This window comes from Xanthomonas axonopodis (genome assembly GCF_001304695.1).
GTDB lineage: Bacteria > Pseudomonadota > Gammaproteobacteria > Xanthomonadales > Xanthomonadaceae > Xanthomonas > Xanthomonas axonopodis.
The window spans coordinates 26,281-42,880 of the sequence record NZ_JFAQ01000032.1 but is presented as its reverse complement, the minus strand read 5'-3'; the positions used below and the strand labels follow the sequence as shown (position 1 = coordinate 42,880).

Here is a 16,600-nt window from a genome sequence, read left to right as displayed (position 1 = left end):
CGCACGGCACTGGTCGTACACCTGCTCACCGCATCGAAAGCGCGAGCGTGCGCGGCCGTCGCACTGCGGGCAGCGAAATCCCTTCGGCCAGCGCCACCGATACAACGCCCGGTAACACTTAGAGCGACTAACAAAACTACTGCACAGCCGCCAGACGGGCGCGGCCGGTGCTCGGAATCCTCATGTACCCCTCGTACACTCCGGTTCCTGTGCGCCGTCCACGCCCACCTGACGACCGCTCGCTACGTTTCGTTAGCCACTCTTAGACAGCGCTCGTCACCCGGAGCACGCATTGCGCAAGCAATCGACACGGCCGCGCACGGCGGCGTGTCGGTCGTCCGTCACTGGCCGATATGCTGCTTCAGCCAGCTGTTGACGGTGTCATGCCACAAGATGCTGTTATCCGGCTTGAGCACCCAGTGGTTCTCGTCCGGGAAATACAGGAACTTGGAATCGATGCCCTTGCGCTGCAGCGCGGTGAACGCTGCCAGGCCTTGTTCGACCGGAATGCGGAAATCCTGCTGACCGTGGATGACCAGCATCGGCACCTTCCACTTGTCCACGTGCAGCACCGGGTTGAACTTCTCGTAGCCGGCCGGGTTCTGCCACGGCGTGCCGCCATTTTCCCACTCGCTGAACCAGAGTTCCTCGGTGGCATAGCCCATGGTGCGGTTGTCGAAGACGCCGTCGTGGTCGACCAGGCACTTCCACGGCTGGTTCCAGTTGCCGGCCATCCAATAGACCATGTAGCCGCCGTAGCTGGCGCCCAACGCGCAGGCCCTGTCGCCGTTGAGGAAGCCGTATTGCTTCTGCGCGGCGGCCCAGCCTTTTTGCAGATCTTCCAGCGGGCGGTCGCCCCAATGCTGGCTGATGGCGTCGGTGAACTCCTGGCCGTAGCCGGTGGAGCCATGGAAGTCGATCATCACCACCGCGTAGCCCTGCCCGGCGTAGGTCTGCGGATTCCAACGGTTGCTCCAGCCATTGCCAAAGCTGCCCTGCGGACCGCCGTGGATCAGGAACGCCACCGGATAGGTCTTGCCCTGCTGATAGTTGTACGGCTTGACCACGTAGCCATGCACGGTGTCGTTGTTCCAGCCCTTGAACTGGAACTGCTCGTAATCGCCGAACTGCACGTCGGGCAGCTGCTCGCCCGCGCTCTGGGTGATGGCACGCAGATTCTGGCCCTGCACGTCGCTGACGAAGATCTGATCATCGCTCTTGAGCGAGTTGCGGGTAAACGCCAGCGTGCTGCCAGCCAGCGTCGGTGCATGCACGCTGCCCTCGCCCACCAGCTTGGTCGCCTCGCCGCTGGCGATATCGATCTTGAACAGCGGATGCTCGCCGAGATCATCGGCACTGGTGTACAGGCTGCTGCCGTCGTCGCTCAGCACGATTTCGCCGGCCGAACGGTCCCACTTCGGCGCGATCTCGCGGGTCTTGCCACTGGCTACATCCATCGCCATCAGGCCGAAGCGGTCGGCCTCGAAGCCCGGGCGCTTCATGGCGCGGTAGTACAGCGTCTTGCCGTCGGTACTGAACACCGGGCCGGCATCCCAGGCCGGGTTGGCCGCGGTCAGGTTGACCGGCGCGGACTTGCCGGTCGCATCCAGGCGGTACAGATCGAAGTTGGTCTGCCACGGCTCGTCGTTGCCGACCGGCTTGCCACCGGCCTTGGCGTTCTTCCCTGTTTCCGGGCCATGCGACTGCGGAATGCGCACGCTGGCCACCACGGTGCTGCCATCCGGCGACCAGGTGTAATCGTCGTTGCCGCCGAACGGCTTGGACGGCACGTCGCCGGCCAGCGTGGCGCTGATCGCCGACGCCCCGACCACTGCCTTGGCACCGGCCGCGGGCAACTTGGCCACGAACAAGGTATTGCGGCGGCCATCGTTCCAGGTGTCCCAGTGGCGCACGAACAGCTGGTCGTACACCACGCCGCTGGCCTTGTTGTTCTTGAGCTCGCCCAGCTTCTTCTTGGTGCAGGCCAGGTCCGAACCGCAGTCCTGGAACACGCCCGCGCTGAAGGCGATGCGCTTGCCGTCCGGCGAGAGCTTGTAGCTGTCCACGTCTACCGCAAACGCGGTGAGTTGGTGCGGGGTACCGCCGGCCATCGGCTGCGCATAGAGCTGCTGGCTGCCGGATTTGCTGCTGAGGAAGTACACCGTCTTGCCGTCCGGCGACAACGCCGGGCTGTTGACGTTCCATCCTTCCGGGGTGAGCCGCTTGGGCGGCGCCAAATCGCCGGTGCGCAGATTACGCACCCACAGGCTGGTGGCGGGCTTGCCATTGCCGGTCTTGGCTTGCCGCTTGGTAAACAGCACCACGCTGCCATCCGGGCTGAGCGTGGGCGAGGACACCCGGTCCAGCGCCACCATGTCGCGCACATCGAAACCGCGCGCGGCAGCAAGGCTTAGCATGGCGGCCAGCAAACACAGGGGCAATACGGCGTGATGCAGCTTCATCGAGATCTCCGGCAACGGCAAAACCTCGATGGTAGGCGGTGCTGCGGCGCACGCGCAAAGGCAGGAGGTCATGCAACACGCCGTCACGCGCCTTTGCCCATGCCGCTTGCCTGCGGCATGAGCGGCTGAGCGCGTTAGAAGCGGTGCGACAGGCCGACGTAGACCTGCGTGTCGGGCGTGCGGTCGTTGAGGCCGAAATTGGCACCCACATCCAGCTGCAACAGCGGGTTGAGCAGATACGACGCCGCGATATCGGCCGAGTATTGCTCGACGGTCTGCGCAGGGGCACGGTTGATCGAGGACCACAGTTCCACCGCCATCGACAACTTCGGCGTGATCGGACGCGCCAGATTGATCACATTGACGATGGCGACATGCTTGCCGCTGCCATCGCTGTCGGCCAACCAATCCAGTTCCGGACCAAACGTCAGCGAGAAGCTGCTGGGCAGCACGAAGTTGACCGGCAGCGCCAGGCCGCCTTCCCAGGTGTCGTTGCCCAGGCCGGTACGCGCGGTGGGCGCCTTGACGAACGGCAGCAGCGCCACGCTGGCGGTGTCGCTCTCGTACACACGCGCCTTCATGCGCAGATAGAGATCGCCGCCGCCGCTCAGGCTGCTGCGCGCGCCGGTGGCGCGGTCGGTGGTTTTGACCTGCAGCTGCGGCGCCCAGTTGAGTTGCAGATCGATACGGTCGCTGACGCCATACTTGAGCGTGGGATTGGTGAAGTACGCCGTCTCTGTGCGTGTGCCGGGCTGGCTGTCGCGCGTGTCGTTGCCGATGTCGGTTTCCAGCTGCCAATCGCCGGCCGGCACGGTGCAGGTGGCATTGGCCTTGGTCGGCCGATCGGTGCAAAGCGCCGCGTCGGTGGCGTCTTGCGCCTGCGCCTGAACGGCGAGGCTGCTCAGCGCTGCCGTAACGATGAGGGCGAGCAGTGTCTTGCGGGAAGACGAGCGCGAGGTAATGGTGGGCATTGCGGTGATTCCAGGGCAAAGCGCGGCACGGATCGCATGACCGTGTAGCGTTGAAGAGTGGGATGAGTAAGGCGTTACGACGCGAGCAGGGCCGCACTGCGCTTGGTCGGCAGTGCCGCAACTACGTCTTTCCAGGGTGGCATCAGCGCGGTCGCGATGCGATGCGCACGCCCGCTGCAGAGAGTGCGCGTGCTTGCACTGCCAGGCACTTGCCTGGCAGCGCGGTGTCATGCACAGCGTGAGCGCGCCACGGTCTACAGCGTGGTGGGGATCAGATGAGTCCAGGCATGCACCACTCATGGCGCACCGTTGTGCGGGAGACGGCACGATAAGGAGCAGCGGCATAAAGTCGCTATGCACGGCAACTGCGCAGGGCGTAAAGCCGGCGCAAAGACAGCGAACGTCGATGGCGGGTAGCGGGTGGTATGCAGGCAGCGATGCCCCGCATGCGGCAATGCTGCACGGTTCGCATGGGGTGTGCCGGACGCAGTGGCAGCGATGCAATCGAAACGGCGAATCGACAGCCGTCGTGCGGAGGACCTGGCACCATTGCAGCACTGGTGTGTAAACCATCTGTCTTAGCCGGAGAGAGGCAGTTGGCCCAGCCAGCTGTTTCCCGATCCATCACATCAGCGCTGGATCAAGCTGCGCATACCACCAAGCGCGGCTTGCAGATGGCGCATGCCGAGCGCATGCGCCATCGGGTATCACACTCAGGCGGCCTGTTCGCCGCGCTTGCCGACGCGATACAGCAGCCAGCCGACCAGGGCCAGAATCGCCAGGCCGAACCACTGGTTGAACTGTAGCGCGGCCGGCAATGCCAGCACATCGGCGCGGCTGGACAGCACGATCGGCACCGCAATGGCGATGCCCATCAGTGCCTCGCCGGTGATCAGGCCAGCGGCAAACAGCACGCCCGGACGATGCACGCGGTCACGGCCGTCTTCGTCATCGGCGCGGATGTTGTGGAAACGTTCTACAAGATGCGCGATCAGCCCGCCGAGGAAGATCGGCACCATCAGTTCCAGCGGCAGATAGATACCGATGGCCGCGGCCAGCACCGGTACACGGAAACGCTTGCCGGTGGCCTTCAGCCATTCGTCCAGCGCGATGATGGCCGCGCCCACGCCGGCACCGATCGCGATCATGCTCCACGGCAGCTGGCCGCCGAACAGGCCCTTGGCCACCGAGGCCATCAGCGTCGCCTGCGGCGCACCCAGCGAGTTGGGATGCTGCGGCGTGGCCGGGCCGATGCCGTAGGCCTGGGCCAGCAAATTCAGCACCGGTGCCATGATCAATGCGCACGAGAACGCACCGATGCCCAGCATCAGCTGCTGTTTCCACGGTGTGGCACCGACCAGATAACCGGCCTTGAGATCCTGCAGGTTGTCCCCGCCCACCGCCGCCGCGCAGCACACTACCGCACCGATCATGATGGCCGCCACTGCGCCCAGCGGCGCGGCGCCGATGCCCACCAGCACCAGGCCGCTCTTGCCGAGCAGCAACACCAGCACCGCCGAGGCGAACAGGATGGTGGAGATGGTGATGCCCGAGACCGGGTTGTTGGACGAGCCGATCAAACCCGCCAGATAGCCGGAAACGGAGACGAACAGGAAGCCGGCCACGATCATGATGATGGTCATCGGGACCGACACATGCCACTGCTGCACGATGGCCTGGTACAGGCCCAGCAGCGGCAGCGTGCACAGCACCAGCGCCACCAGCATCCACTTCATCGGCAGATCGCGCTCGGTTTCTGCAACCACTCCGCCGCCACTCTTGCGCGCAGCCGCAAAGCCGCTCTTGATACCGGAAAACAGCGATTTCCGCAGCGAGAACAGGGTCCACACACCACCGATCAACATCGCGCCGACACCGAGGTAGCGGATCTTCGCGCCCCAGATGCCGAACGCCGCATCGGCCGCCGACGCACCGACCAGGCTCTGCGCCATTGCCGGGTCCGAGCCCATGAAGAACTGCTGATACAACGGGATGGCGATGTGCCAGGACAGGATCGAACCGGACAGCACCACGATGCCCACGTTCAAGCCGACCATGTAGCCCACACCCAGCAACGCCGGCGACAGGTTGGTGCCGATATAGCCGACCAGACGGCTGCTGCCCAGGTAGGTAGCCTGCGCCCAAGTGTCGGGGATCACCCGCAGGCCGCTGGCCGCACCGAGCTTGACCAGCGCACCGATAGCGCCGGAGATGGCCAGAATCTTCAGGCCCGGGCCGGGATTTTCGCCGGCCTTGAGCACTTCGGCCGCCGCCTTGCCTTCGGGGAACGGCAGCGGGTCTTCGACGATCATCGAGCGCCGCAGCGGCACCGAGAACAGCACGCCCAGCAGGCCGCCCATGCCGGCAATGCCCAGCACCCACCAGTACTTGAAGTCCGGCCAGTAGCCCATGATCACCAGCGCGGGGATGGTGAAGATCACCCCGGCCGCGATCGACGAGCCGGCCGACGCGCCGGTCTGGACGATGTTGTTTTCCAGGATGGTGCCGCCGCCGAGCAGGCGCAGCACACCCATCGACACGACGGCTGCCGGGATGGCGGTGGCGATGGTCAGGCCGGCGAACAGGCCCAAGTAGGCATTGGCGGCCGACAGCACGACCGCCAGCACGATGGCCAGCGCGACGGCACGGAAGGTGAGCTGGCGCGGCTGCGCGTCGTGGCTCATTGGGCATTCCCCTGTAGGCAAAAAATCCGCACCACGCTAGCCCCTGCGTCCACGCGAGTCCAGCTGCGGCGCGGCGTGACAGTGTGCGTGCTGTGGCGGGTGGGCTGCACAGGGGCAACCCGACGCACGCGCTGGTGCCTGGGTTGCAATCTGTTCAATCGCAGACGCATCCGGCGCGTTTGCTGTTGAGGACGCGGGCACGTTTCCAAACACGTTCACGCCAGCGTCGATACAAGTGCGCTGCGCCTGCCAGCTGGCGCCAGCTGCTGCGAAGCGGGGCGTTATCGCGCTGACGCCTGCCGGAATCTCTGCGCCCGGCGCGGCGACCACTGCATGGCAGCAGCCCGACACCGCGCGTGCGACGCAAGGCGTAACGGACTGCGCATGCGCGCCGCTGCGCCGGCAATGACGCCGCAGCGCGTCCTGCCCAGGGTTTAGTGCAGCAACTCGGCAAAGGCGCGATCGGCCTCGATGACCTCCGGCAGCGCGGCGAACAACGCGTCCAGATCCACGCCGTCCATCAGCGGGCTGCGTACTGCTTCCAATGCCACCGGCGTGGCGCCGCCATGCGCATGCAGCGCATCGCAGACCAGTACCGCCCGGGCCACCAGCAATGGCATGCGTGCACCGTCCGGGGCCGCGGCGGGCCGGACCTGATACGCAATGGCTTCCTGGATCACCACGGGCAGCTGCCAGCGACGTGCCAGCTCGGCACCCACTTCCGGGTAGCCGAAACCCAGTTGCAGGGTTTCTTCGGCCGCGTGACCGGCAGAGGAGGTTTCGTGATTGATGCGGCTGGCGTATTCCGGCGCACCGGACTGGATCAGAAGCTCGCCGATGTTGTGCATCATCCCGCAGGTGAAGGCCGTCTCCGGGTCCAGCCCATGCTGGCGCGCCAGCAGGCGGCAGATGCCGGCCACTTCGAAACTGTGCCGCCAGAAGGCCTTGAGGTCGAAGCCCTTGCCGGCCCGGAACGCGCCCGTCATCGCCGACGCCAGCACCAGCGTGCGCAAGGTGTTGAAACCCAGTCGCATGGCCGCGTCTTCCACGCTGGTGGAATCGCGCAAGCCATGGAAGCGCGCCGAATTGGCCAGCCGCAACACTTTGGCGGCAATCACCGGATCGCGCTCGATACTGTGCGCCAGCGTATCGATATCGGTCTGCGGATCGTCGAATTGACGGATCAGGTCTTGCGCCACCTTGGGCACGGTGGGCAAAGTGTGCAACTGGTCGAACAACGCCTCCAACTTCATGATCGCCTCGTGGGTGAAAGACAAGCCAGCGCGGCCGCGCGGACCTGCATGGTGTAACACGGACCGGTTCACTGCCAATGACCGACGGCAGGACGATTCACTCAAGCTTCTGGCTGGGTCTGTACAAGGCACTGCCTCACCGCGTGGCCCGGCTGACCGAAGAGGCAAGCGAACTCGACAGTTCGATAAGGCCGCCGTCGCGATGACCCTCAATCGGCCTTGGCGCCACCCAGCGATCTGGATAAAAACGCCAACAGCTGGGTGTAGGACGCGCGTCGATGGGGCTCGGTGTAAAAGCCGTGGCCTTCCGTGTCGAAGTACAGCGTTTCCACTGGCGTGCCGGCCTGGCGCAACGCCGCTTCCATTCGCTTGCTGTGCTGGATGGGCGCGCGCTCGTCTTCGCCCCCTGCAGCCAGAAACACCGGCACCTTGATCTGCTTGGCCAGATTGACCGGCGACCGTGCGGCCAGGATGGCCGGATCGCCCAACCATTGCTTGAGGTAGTTCTCGCCGGAACCGCGCTTCTGGATATCGCCGCTGGTGAACATCATCGGCAAGTCATAGACGCCCACATAACCGGCCGCGCACGCATACAGGCCCGATTCCCTGGCCGCTCCCATCAAGGCTGCGTACGCACCATAACTGGCGCCAAAGATGCAGATCTTGCGTGCGTTGGCATACCCCTGGGCAATCGCCCAGCGCGTTGCATCGGTGACATCGTCCTGCATGGTGCCGCCCCACTGACGCGCGCCGGCGTGCTGGAAATCGCGCCCATAGTTGCCCGAGCCACGGAAATTGATCTGCAGCACCGCATAACCAGCCTGCGCCAGCAGCTGCGCATCGTCGTCGAACTGCCAGCTGTCGAAGATCTCGAAGGGACCGCCATGGGGCATGACCACCATTGGCAGAGGTTTGTCGCCCCCGCTGCGCGGCAACGTGAGATACCCATGCAGTGGCACCCCGTCACGTGCCTGCAGTGCAATCGGCTGCACGGTGGCCGTGCGCTCGGGGTCGAACCAGTCGCGCCGACTGATCACATGCTGGGCTTTTTTCTCTTGCGTATCGAACACGTAGAAATCGCCAGGGTTGCTGCCCGAATAGGCTTCCAGCATCACGTAGCGGCCGTCTTTGGTGCTGGAGGTCACGCACACCGCATTGCCGGCAAAGGCCGCCTCCAGACTGTGATACATCCGCGCTTCGGCACCATGCTCGTCGAAAAAGCGGCTGGGTGGGCGGTCGGCCATGAAAATGGCGCCGACCGGAATGCTGGTGTCGTTGCGGTAGATGATCTCCAGTGGGTCGGCCACCACGCCACGCAGCACCTGCTCACGGCGATCGGCCTGGATGTCCCAGCCGACGAGCGCATCGGGGCCATTGGCACTTTGCACGCGCAAATACGCAATGCGCTCGTCTTGCGAAAAACCCAGCGGTGTTTCGACATGGCCACTGACCTGCTCGTCATTGATCAGCGTCCATTCGTCGCCGGTGCCCTTGCGGTAATACAGCTTGCTCACGTTGTCTGAGCCGGCCCCCTGCGCAAAGCGCACCTGCCCCTGATGGTCGGTGGTGAAGCTGGCGCGCTGAATCGGCGCACGCGCCAGCGGGAGGCGGCGGCCGGTGGTGACGTCAAGCTTTTCTGCGCGGGTATAGGGATCCTGCCCCGACATCGGCCAGATCGCCACGATCACGCTGCGGTCGTCGTCGAGCAAGGAATCGGTCAGGAATGCGGCCACCGCTTCGGTCTTCTTGACCTTGATGTTGGTGCCAAGGCCGGTGCCGCGTGCGCGGTAACTCACCAGCAACTCGACTCCGGTGCCATCGGCATTGATGGCATACAGCTCGCCGGTCGGCAGCGGCTTGTCGAGCAGGCCGTACTTCTGTGCAACGGAAATCAACACGCGGGTGTCGCTGACCCAGGCGAAATCGCTCACGTACGTGTTTTTTTCCAGCACGAAAGTGGCACCGATGCTGTTGTCCGAACGCCGCATGATCGGAAGGGCGGTCTTGTCTTCCATCGGCACGGTCGCAGCGAAATACGCACCGCTGAGCGATAGCTTGATGTCGGCGAACTTGTCTTTTTTGATGTAGGCGCCGACATCCACCTGCGCAGTGGCAGTGCCGGCCGCCATCAGCAGCACCAAGGCCGCAGGAAAGATCCATTTCCGCATGTACTGCTCCGTGTTGTAGGCAAACCGAGTGCGGAATCCAGCAGCAATCCATTCACCTAAAAAGCGTCAATGGAAATCGCGCGAGGGCAGCTGCATGTCGCCGAGCAGGTTGCTGAGGTCGTACAGGTCGCCGGCGATGAGATGCTCTACACCGTCCACGCGTTCCCAGCGACCGCGCACGGCGAGCAGGCGCGATTCCAGCAGCGCGCGGCGGCGACGCAGCGCAAGGTGCGGCCAGACGATGACATTGATCATGCCCTGTTCGTCTTCCAGGGTGACGAAGATGGTGCCCTTGGCGGTGGCCGGGCGCTGGGTGACCAGGCCGGCCACATGGACGCCGCTGCCATGGCGGCGGCCCTGCAATTCGCGCAGACCCAGGATGCGGCGCTGGCGCATCTGCGGGCGCAGCAGCGCCATTGGATGCTGGCGCAGACTCAGGCCGACCGAGCGGTAATCGGCCAGGATTTCTTCGCCCGCGCGCGGTGCTTCGAACTCCACCGGGCGTTCTTCCGGGCTGCCCGGCAGCAACGGGCGACGCGCCTCCACACCGGCCATCGCCCAGCGCGCGGCGTTGCGGTTGCCCACCAGGCCCCGCAGGGCGCCGGCTTCGGCCAGGGCCAGGCGCGCTTTTTCGTCGAGTGCCGCGCGCAGGCACAGGTCGCCGATGTCGGCGAAAACCTGCTGCGTGCGTGCAGCGACAATGCGATTTGCCACCACTTCCGATAACCCGGCAACTTGCCGCATGCCCAGCCGGATCGCCGGTTGTTCGCCGGGATCGGCAGCGCTGCGCCACGGCCGGCCGCCGACCAGGGTGTTGTCCCAGTCGCTGTGCAGCACGTCCACAGGCAGCACCTCCACGCGTTCGCGTTCGGGACTGCCGCGGCGCGCATCCTGCACGATCTGGCTGGCCGAATAAAAACCCATCGGCTGCGCGTTGAGCAGCCCGCAGGCGAAGGCGGCCGGTTCGTGGCGTTTGAGCCAGCAGCTGGCATAGACGAGTTTGGCGAATGAGGCGGCATGGCTCTGCGGAAAACCGTAGGAACCGAAACCCTTGATCTGTTCGAAGATCTGGTCGATGAAGCTGGAGGCGTAGCCCTTAGCCTCCATCAATGCGCGAATGCGCACGCGATGCGATTCCATATCGCCACCGCGGCGCCAGGCCGCCATCGAACGGCGTAGCTTGTCGGCCTCGTCAGGGTCGTAGCCGGCGTGGATCACCAATTCCATGACCTGCTCCTGGAACAGCGGAATCCCCAATGTCGGCCCGAGAATTTTCTCGACGCCTTCGGAGGGATAGTTGATCAGGCTCTTGTCTTTGCGACGTTGCAGGTACGGATGCACCATGTCGCCCTGGATCGGACCAGGTCGCACGATCGCCACTTCGATGACCAGGTCGTAGAACTCTGCCGGTTTGAGCCTTGGCAGCATCGCCATCTGCGCACGCGACTCGATCTGGAACACGCCGACCGTATCGGCGCGCTGGATCAGCTTGTAGGTCGCCGCATCTTCATCCGGCAAGGTCGCCAACGCATAGTCGCGATGACGGTGGCCACGCACCAGGTCCAGCGTCTTGCGAATGCAGGTCAGCATGCCCAGGGCCAGGCAATCGACCTTGAGCAACTTCATGGTTTCCAGATCGTCCTTGTCCCACTGGATGATGGTGCGGTCGGCCATCGCGGCGTTTTCCACCGGCACCAGCAACGATAACGGCTCGTCGGAGATGACGAATCCGCCCACGTGCTGCGACAGATGCCGTGGGTGATCGCGCAGGTGTTCTGTCACGAGCAGGATCTTGGTGATCAGCGGATTGGCCAGATCGAAGCCGGCTTCTTCGATGCGCTGCTCCATCGGTGTTTCGCCATTGCCCCAGCCGTAGCAATTGGCCAGCAAGGCAATCTGGTCCGGTGGCAGACCGAAGGCCTTGGCCACATCGCGCACCGCGCTCTTGCCGCGATAGCAGATCACCGTCGCCGCCAGCGCTGCGCGTTCGCGCCCGTATTTGGTATAGACGTATTGCAACACCTCCTCGCGGCGTTCGTGCTCGAAATCCACGTCGATATCCGGCGGCTCGTGACGGGCCTTGGACAAGAAGCGCGAGATCAGCAATCGCGTCTTGCTCGGATCGACCGAGGTGATGCCCAGTGCATAGCAGACTGCCGAATTTGCTGAAGATCCACGCCCCTGACACAGGATCTCTTTGGAACGCGCAAACCGCACCACATCCTGTACCGTCAGAAAGAACGCCTCGTATTCCAGTTCGGCGATCAATGCCAATTCGTTTTCGATGTCGTCGCGTATTTTTTTCGGCGCCCCATCCGGCCAGCGCTCCCGTATCCCGATTTCGCTGAGCTGACGCAGATAACTGGCAGGCGTATGGCCCTGCGGCACCAGTTCCCTGGGATAGGTATATTGGAGCTTGGAAATATCGAAGGTACAACGCTGCGCCAACTCCACGGTGGCCTGCAACAACGCATCCGGGTAGATATTGCCCAACGCGCGCCGGGTGCGCAGATGCCGCTCGCCATTGCGGAACAGGTGTGCGCCGCACTCGGCCAACGGCAGCGTGTGGCGAATGGCGGTCAAGGTGTCTTGCACGATGCGTTCGCGACGCTGCGCCATATGCGCATCGCCGCTGGCCAAGGCGGTCATGCCCAGTTGCTGCGCCAGCGCCTGCAGAACCTGCAGGCGCGCGGCATCGTCCTGTTCGCGATGCAATTCCACTGCCAGAAACGCCCGCTCGCCGAATACCTGCCGCAACCAGGCGCCCTGCTCCGCCTGCGGCTGCGCGCCGGGGAGCCACAGCGCAAACACGCCCGGCACCACGTCGCGAAACTGCGCCTGCACCTCGGCACGCCCCAAGCGATAGGCGCCCTTGCTTGCCGCACGCCGCGCGGTCGTGATCAACCCGCACAGCTGCGGGTAACCGTGGGCGTTCTCCACCAGCAGTACGAAACCGGTGCCATCGACCAGGGTGAATTCGCTGCCGACAATCAACCGCACGCCGGTGACACGCGACGCTTCCAGGCCACGCACGATGCCGGCCAGCGAGCACTCGTCGGTAATGGCCAAGGCGCTGTAGCCGCAATGCTGCGCGCGTGCGAACAACTGCTCGGCACTGGAGGCACCACGCAGAAACGAAAAGTCCGACAGGCAATGCAGCTCGGCATATGCAGGCAGCCCATCGGCCTGCTGCGCATGGACGATATCGTCATTGGCCGCGCGCAGGCGTGCAGCCACATTCCAGGCGCGCGGCATGCGCCCGCCGGGCGTGTCGCGGTCCACACCATCGACGGCGTCATCCCAGCTCATGGATGCTGGGTGCCTTCAACAGCACCATGCTGTATCGCACGAGCTTTGCAGTGGACGACGGATCGTGTCGTTGCAGCCCCTGCTGCATTTTGCCTGGAGACCCGGCGCCTGCAGCGTGCCCCCAAACCGCAACCAGCAGCCAGGCAGCGCGCGCTCGGATCCTGCAATGGCATCCCTGCGCTCACGCAAACCACCCATGCAGCATCCAGCCGTCCACCCGACCGGGCGCGGCGAATGCCCAGCCACGCCGGCCGCGTGCAGTCTCCACCACGTAGTAATCGCGACGCGCTTCATCGTCGTCCCACCAACCGCTTTCCAGCCGTTCCGGGCCGGACACGATGCGCAGGTGCGGGTCGTGCAGCGGCACCGGCTGCGGCAGCAACCAGGTGGGGCGCGGCGGACGCGACGGCGCAGCGGCTTCGCGCACCGCATCGCCGATGGCGCGACGCCAGGCGCGCTCCGGGCGCGGGTCGTCGGCCGGCAAGACGCGATATACCGCGCCATCGCCAAGCCGTGCGCGCAGGCGCTCGCGCAGTTGCGGCCACTCCACCGATTGCTGCGCACGTTGATCGGACAGGTCGCGCATGGCCGGCACGAACGGTGGCAACTGCCGTGCCAGCAAGCGCATCGCCACCACCGGCCGCGGAATCTCCACCCGCTCCAGCCGGTTGCGGGCCAGCTCGAACAGCAAGGCCGGCGCGCGTTCCGGCGTGAGCAGGCCGATCTCTACATCGGTCGCGCCTTCTTCGTGTTCCAGGCGTAATAAAAACCGCTGCACGCCGCCATCACGAATGGACAGATACGTGCACAGGTCGCCGATCAGCCGGCGCAATGGGAACAACAGCGCCGGATGCGTTTCCACCTCATAGCCCAGCTCCACGCGGTGGTCGAAGTGGTCTGGCGGCGCATAGCACTCCAGCGGGTCGTTGACCTGCCCGTAGAGGCGATCCAGATGATCGAGCAGGCCCGCACCAAAACGCCGGCGCAACCCGTCGCGCGGCAAACCACGCACCGCCGCGAGCGTGCGCACGCCCATGTGCTGCAGGCGCTCGCCGGCATTGTCGGGCAATGCAGCGCGGCGCACAGGCACCTTGTCGAGCGTGCTGTGCAGGGCCGGCAATTGCGTCACCACCATGCCGTCGCGCAGGCCGGCCAGCACGCGTGCGGCGCGCGGCGTGGGTGCCAGCGCAAGCCGGTGCTGGAAGCCCAAGGCCTGCAGCTCATCGCGCAGGCGACGTTCGAAGCGCGGCCAGGGGCCGAACAGGCGAAAGCTGGCACCGGCTTCCAGCACGATGGCGCGCGACCACTGCTGGCTGACCAGCGAGCTATGCCGATACGCCCAGGCCGCGAGAAACCGCTGCGTGCGTGCTTCGTTTTGCGCGTCGTAATCGATGGTGCGCACCTGGGTCATCAAGGCATGCGCCGCCGATAGCCGCATGCCGGCCTTCAGCCCAGCCGCGCCTGCGGCAGCATTGACCGAATGCAGGCTGCGCAGCTGCGCCGGGCCTTCCACCAGCACCAACGGTGCGTCCGGCTCTTCCAGGCGCCGAAGGACAGCGTCCAGCGCCAGCTGCGGCAATAAGATGCAGGCCCACAACATGCGCGCGCCTCAATGCGCCAGCCGCAACGGCTGCGACGGCACCTGCCCGCCGCGGCACTTGCGCACCTGCCAGGCATCGCGCTCGGGCAGGAATTCCAGCCGCAAGGCCGCCGGCGATGCATTCACCGCATGGCGGCGGTCGCGCAGCGCGAAGGCGCAGCAGTTGCCGCTATCGGCCGCCACCTGCAACCGGCGCAGCGCACGCACATCGCCGGTCTGCGGCCAGCCCAGTACCGCAGCGCATGCGCCGCTGCGCAAGCATTGTTCGAACGCCCATAGCGCTTCGCGCGGCTCGGCCTGCACGATTTCCAGATGCTCCAGCACCACCCCGCCAGCCTGCCAGGCCGGCGCGTAAGGAATGAACGGCGGCGCCACCAGCACCACCCGGCTGCTGCTGGCGGTCATGCGTGCCAGCGTGGGCAGCAACAAGGCGATCTCGCCGATGCCATGCGCAGGCAACAACAACTCGGTCAAGGCGCGCCGCGGCCAGCCACCATCGGGCAGCAACGCATCCAACGCCGCATGCCCAGTGGATTCACCGCCATTGGCGGTGGCCGTGCCCTGGCCCGCGCGCCAGACCGTGCGCGCGGCCAGCAGGGCGTCCAGCGGCAGTGCCACGGCCGCATTGCCGTCCTGTCTGATGCGCGCCGGCTCCTGGCTTATCTCAGCCCTGCCGGATCAGGCCGCAGTACAGCCCTTCGATCGCGAAGTCGGCATCGGCCGCCACCACGATCGGCGCATGCGCGCGATTGCGCGGCAGCAGGCGGATAGTTTCGGCGCCGCGTTCCAAGCGCTTGATGGTGATTTCGCCATCCACCCGCGCCACCACGATCTGCCCGTCGCGCGCCTCGTTGCTGCGGTGCACGCCCACCAGGTCGCCATCCAGGATGCCGTCGTCGATCATCGAATCGCCCTGCACTTTCAGCAGGTAATCCGGGCGCAGCGAGAACAGCGCGCGGTCCAGCCAGAGCTGACGCTCCAGGCCGATATCCGCCCCGATCGGTAGGCCTGCAGCCACTCGCCCCAACACCGGCAAGGCCAGCAATGCATCGCGACCGGCGCCACCCGGCATGCGGATGCCACGTTTCTGATTGGGCAGCAGCTCGATCAACCCGGCGTCAGCCAGCGCCTGCACGTGCTTTTGTGCGGCATTGCGCGAGGCAAACCCGAAGGCGTGCGCGATCTCGGCCAGACTGGGCGAGACGCCCGCCTGGGCCTGCTCCTGCAGAAACACCAGCACGGCGGCACATTGAGGGGAAAGCGATGGCATCGGGGCGCGGCAGCAGGACGGGACAAGGTGTACATTTGTACACCCATCGATCGCAGCAGGCGAGACTGGCTTGCTGAGCCGCTTCAGCACGCCACTTGCGACAGGCTAACGGCAAGGTTATAACTTTCGTATCAACGTGAGAATGCCGCCATGAAACTCAAGATCACCGCCATCGGCAATTCCGCCGGCGTCATCCTGCCCAAGGAACTGCTGGCCCGCCTGCGCCTGGGCAAGGGCGACGAACTCTATGCACTGGAAACGCCCGACGGCATCAAGCTGACCGCCTTCGACCCGACGTTGGCCGCGCAGATGGATGTGGCCGAGCAGGTGATGCGTGAGCGCCGCACCTTGCTCAACAAACTGGCGCAGTAACGCACACGCATGATCATCTGGATCGAGCGGCCACTTGTCTTGGCTATTCACGACCGCCAGCTGGCCGAACATGGTGGCGGGAGCGGTGTGCGCGACGATGCGTTACTCGACTCAGCCCTTGCCAGACCTAAACAACTATCGGCATATGGCGACCCACCTCCGGACTTGGCGGCGCTAGCAGCGAGCCTGGCGTATGGCCTGGCCCGTAATCATCCATTTGTCGACGGCAACAAGCGCACCGCAGCGGTGGCCTGCGAGACTTTCATCGTGCTCAATGGAGCCACCTTGCAGGCAGGTGACCTGGAACTCTATGGTTTTTATATCGGTCTGGCAGATGGTTCGCTCGATGAAGAAGCGTGTGCAGCATGGCTACGTCCACGGTTGCAATCCCGGCACCAGCAACGCGTACATGAGTCGGCACCGAACTACGGCTGAGGTGAAAGACATGTCGCATTAGACCCGCTACTCATGCCTGATGCGCGGACGCCTATTTGCTGGATTCTAGAAGCGG

At 65.0% G+C, this 16,600-nt stretch carries 13 protein-coding genes and 1 other RNA gene; 4 read left to right on the top strand and 10 right to left on the bottom strand.

The genetic code is table 11. The features are described 5' to 3' along the window. On the bottom strand, positions 1 to 147 hold a 147-nt coding region (locus tag XAXN_RS20430), incomplete at its 3' end, for a transposase (RefSeq protein ID WP_209018935.1). 35 nt (positions 148 to 182) lie between these two features. Between XAXN_RS20430 and XAXN_RS20425 the strand changes: the two genes are divergently transcribed. Continuing rightward, positions 183 to 258, top strand: a non-coding RNA gene (locus XAXN_RS20425) — sX9 sRNA. 83 nt (positions 259 to 341) lie between these two features. On the opposite strand, the gene XAXN_RS03255 is transcribed toward XAXN_RS20425, so the two are convergent. From XAXN_RS03255 to XAXN_RS03235, 5 genes are all read right to left on the bottom strand, one after another. After that, positions 342 to 2,462: an alpha/beta hydrolase family protein gene (locus XAXN_RS03255; RefSeq protein WP_054318478.1), complete on the bottom strand. Its 2,121-nt coding sequence runs from the start codon at positions 2,460 to 2,462 to the stop codon at positions 342 to 344. Between the two features lie 134 nt (positions 2,463 to 2,596). Continuing rightward, positions 2,597 to 3,433, bottom strand: coding sequence for a transporter (locus XAXN_RS03250; RefSeq protein ID WP_054318476.1), 837 nt, complete (start codon positions 3,431 to 3,433; stop codon positions 2,597 to 2,599). A gap of 713 nt (positions 3,434 to 4,146) precedes the next feature. Next, a complete protein-coding gene (locus XAXN_RS03245; protein WP_054318475.1) occupies positions 4,147 to 6,117 on the bottom strand; it encodes an OPT family oligopeptide transporter in 1,971 nt (656 codons plus the stop codon). Positions 6,118 to 6,551: 434 nt separating this feature from the next. Beyond that, positions 6,552 to 7,370: an HDOD domain-containing protein gene (locus tag XAXN_RS03240; protein WP_054318474.1), complete on the bottom strand. Its 819-nt coding sequence runs from the start codon at positions 7,368 to 7,370 to the stop codon at positions 6,552 to 6,554. Positions 7,371 to 7,579: 209 nt separating this feature from the next. Further along, positions 7,580 to 9,172 (bottom strand): alpha/beta hydrolase family protein, encoded by a 1,593-nt coding sequence (locus tag XAXN_RS03235; RefSeq protein WP_054318477.1) that lies wholly within the window; start codon positions 9,170 to 9,172, stop codon positions 7,580 to 7,582. A 100-nt stretch (positions 9,173 to 9,272) separates the two neighbouring features. Between XAXN_RS03235 and XAXN_RS20420 the strand changes: the two genes are divergently transcribed. Then, positions 9,273 to 9,458, top strand: coding sequence for a hypothetical protein (locus XAXN_RS20420; RefSeq protein WP_134980356.1), 186 nt, complete (start codon positions 9,273 to 9,275; stop codon positions 9,456 to 9,458). Positions 9,459 to 9,604: 146 nt separating this feature from the next. Here the strand turns inward: XAXN_RS20420 and XAXN_RS03230 are convergent, their stop codons facing one another. The 4 genes from XAXN_RS03230 to lexA form a co-directional block, all read right to left on the bottom strand. After that, complete coding sequence (locus XAXN_RS03230) at positions 9,605 to 12,847, bottom strand: error-prone DNA polymerase (RefSeq protein ID WP_054318473.1); 3,243 nt, start codon at positions 12,845 to 12,847, stop codon at positions 9,605 to 9,607. Between the two features lie 181 nt (positions 12,848 to 13,028). Next, positions 13,029 to 14,447 carry a Y-family DNA polymerase gene (locus XAXN_RS03225; RefSeq protein WP_054318472.1) on the bottom strand — a complete coding sequence of 473 codons (1,419 nt, stop codon included), beginning with the start codon at positions 14,445 to 14,447 and terminating at the stop codon, positions 13,029 to 13,031. A 9-nt stretch (positions 14,448 to 14,456) separates the two neighbouring features. After that, entirely contained in the window at positions 14,457 to 15,110 is a 654-nt protein-coding gene (gene imuA, locus XAXN_RS03220) for a translesion DNA synthesis-associated protein ImuA (RefSeq protein WP_054318471.1), read from the bottom strand. Between the two features lies 1 nt (position 15,111). Further along, a complete protein-coding gene (lexA, locus tag XAXN_RS03215; protein ID WP_054318470.1) occupies positions 15,112 to 15,717 on the bottom strand; it encodes a transcriptional repressor LexA in 606 nt (201 codons plus the stop codon). A 150-nt stretch (positions 15,718 to 15,867) separates the two neighbouring features. On the opposite strand from lexA, the gene XAXN_RS03210 reads away from it, so the two are divergent. Together XAXN_RS03210 and XAXN_RS03205 are read left to right on the top strand one after the other, a co-directional pair. Further along, on the top strand, positions 15,868 to 16,089 hold the full coding sequence (locus tag XAXN_RS03210) for an AbrB/MazE/SpoVT family DNA-binding domain-containing protein (protein ID WP_014502325.1): 222 nt from the start codon (positions 15,868 to 15,870) through the stop codon (positions 16,087 to 16,089). A 9-nt stretch (positions 16,090 to 16,098) separates the two neighbouring features. Continuing rightward, complete coding sequence (locus XAXN_RS03205; RefSeq protein WP_054318469.1) at positions 16,099 to 16,524, top strand: type II toxin-antitoxin system death-on-curing family toxin; 426 nt, start codon at positions 16,099 to 16,101, stop codon at positions 16,522 to 16,524. Positions 16,525 to 16,600: the final 76 nt, after the last annotated feature.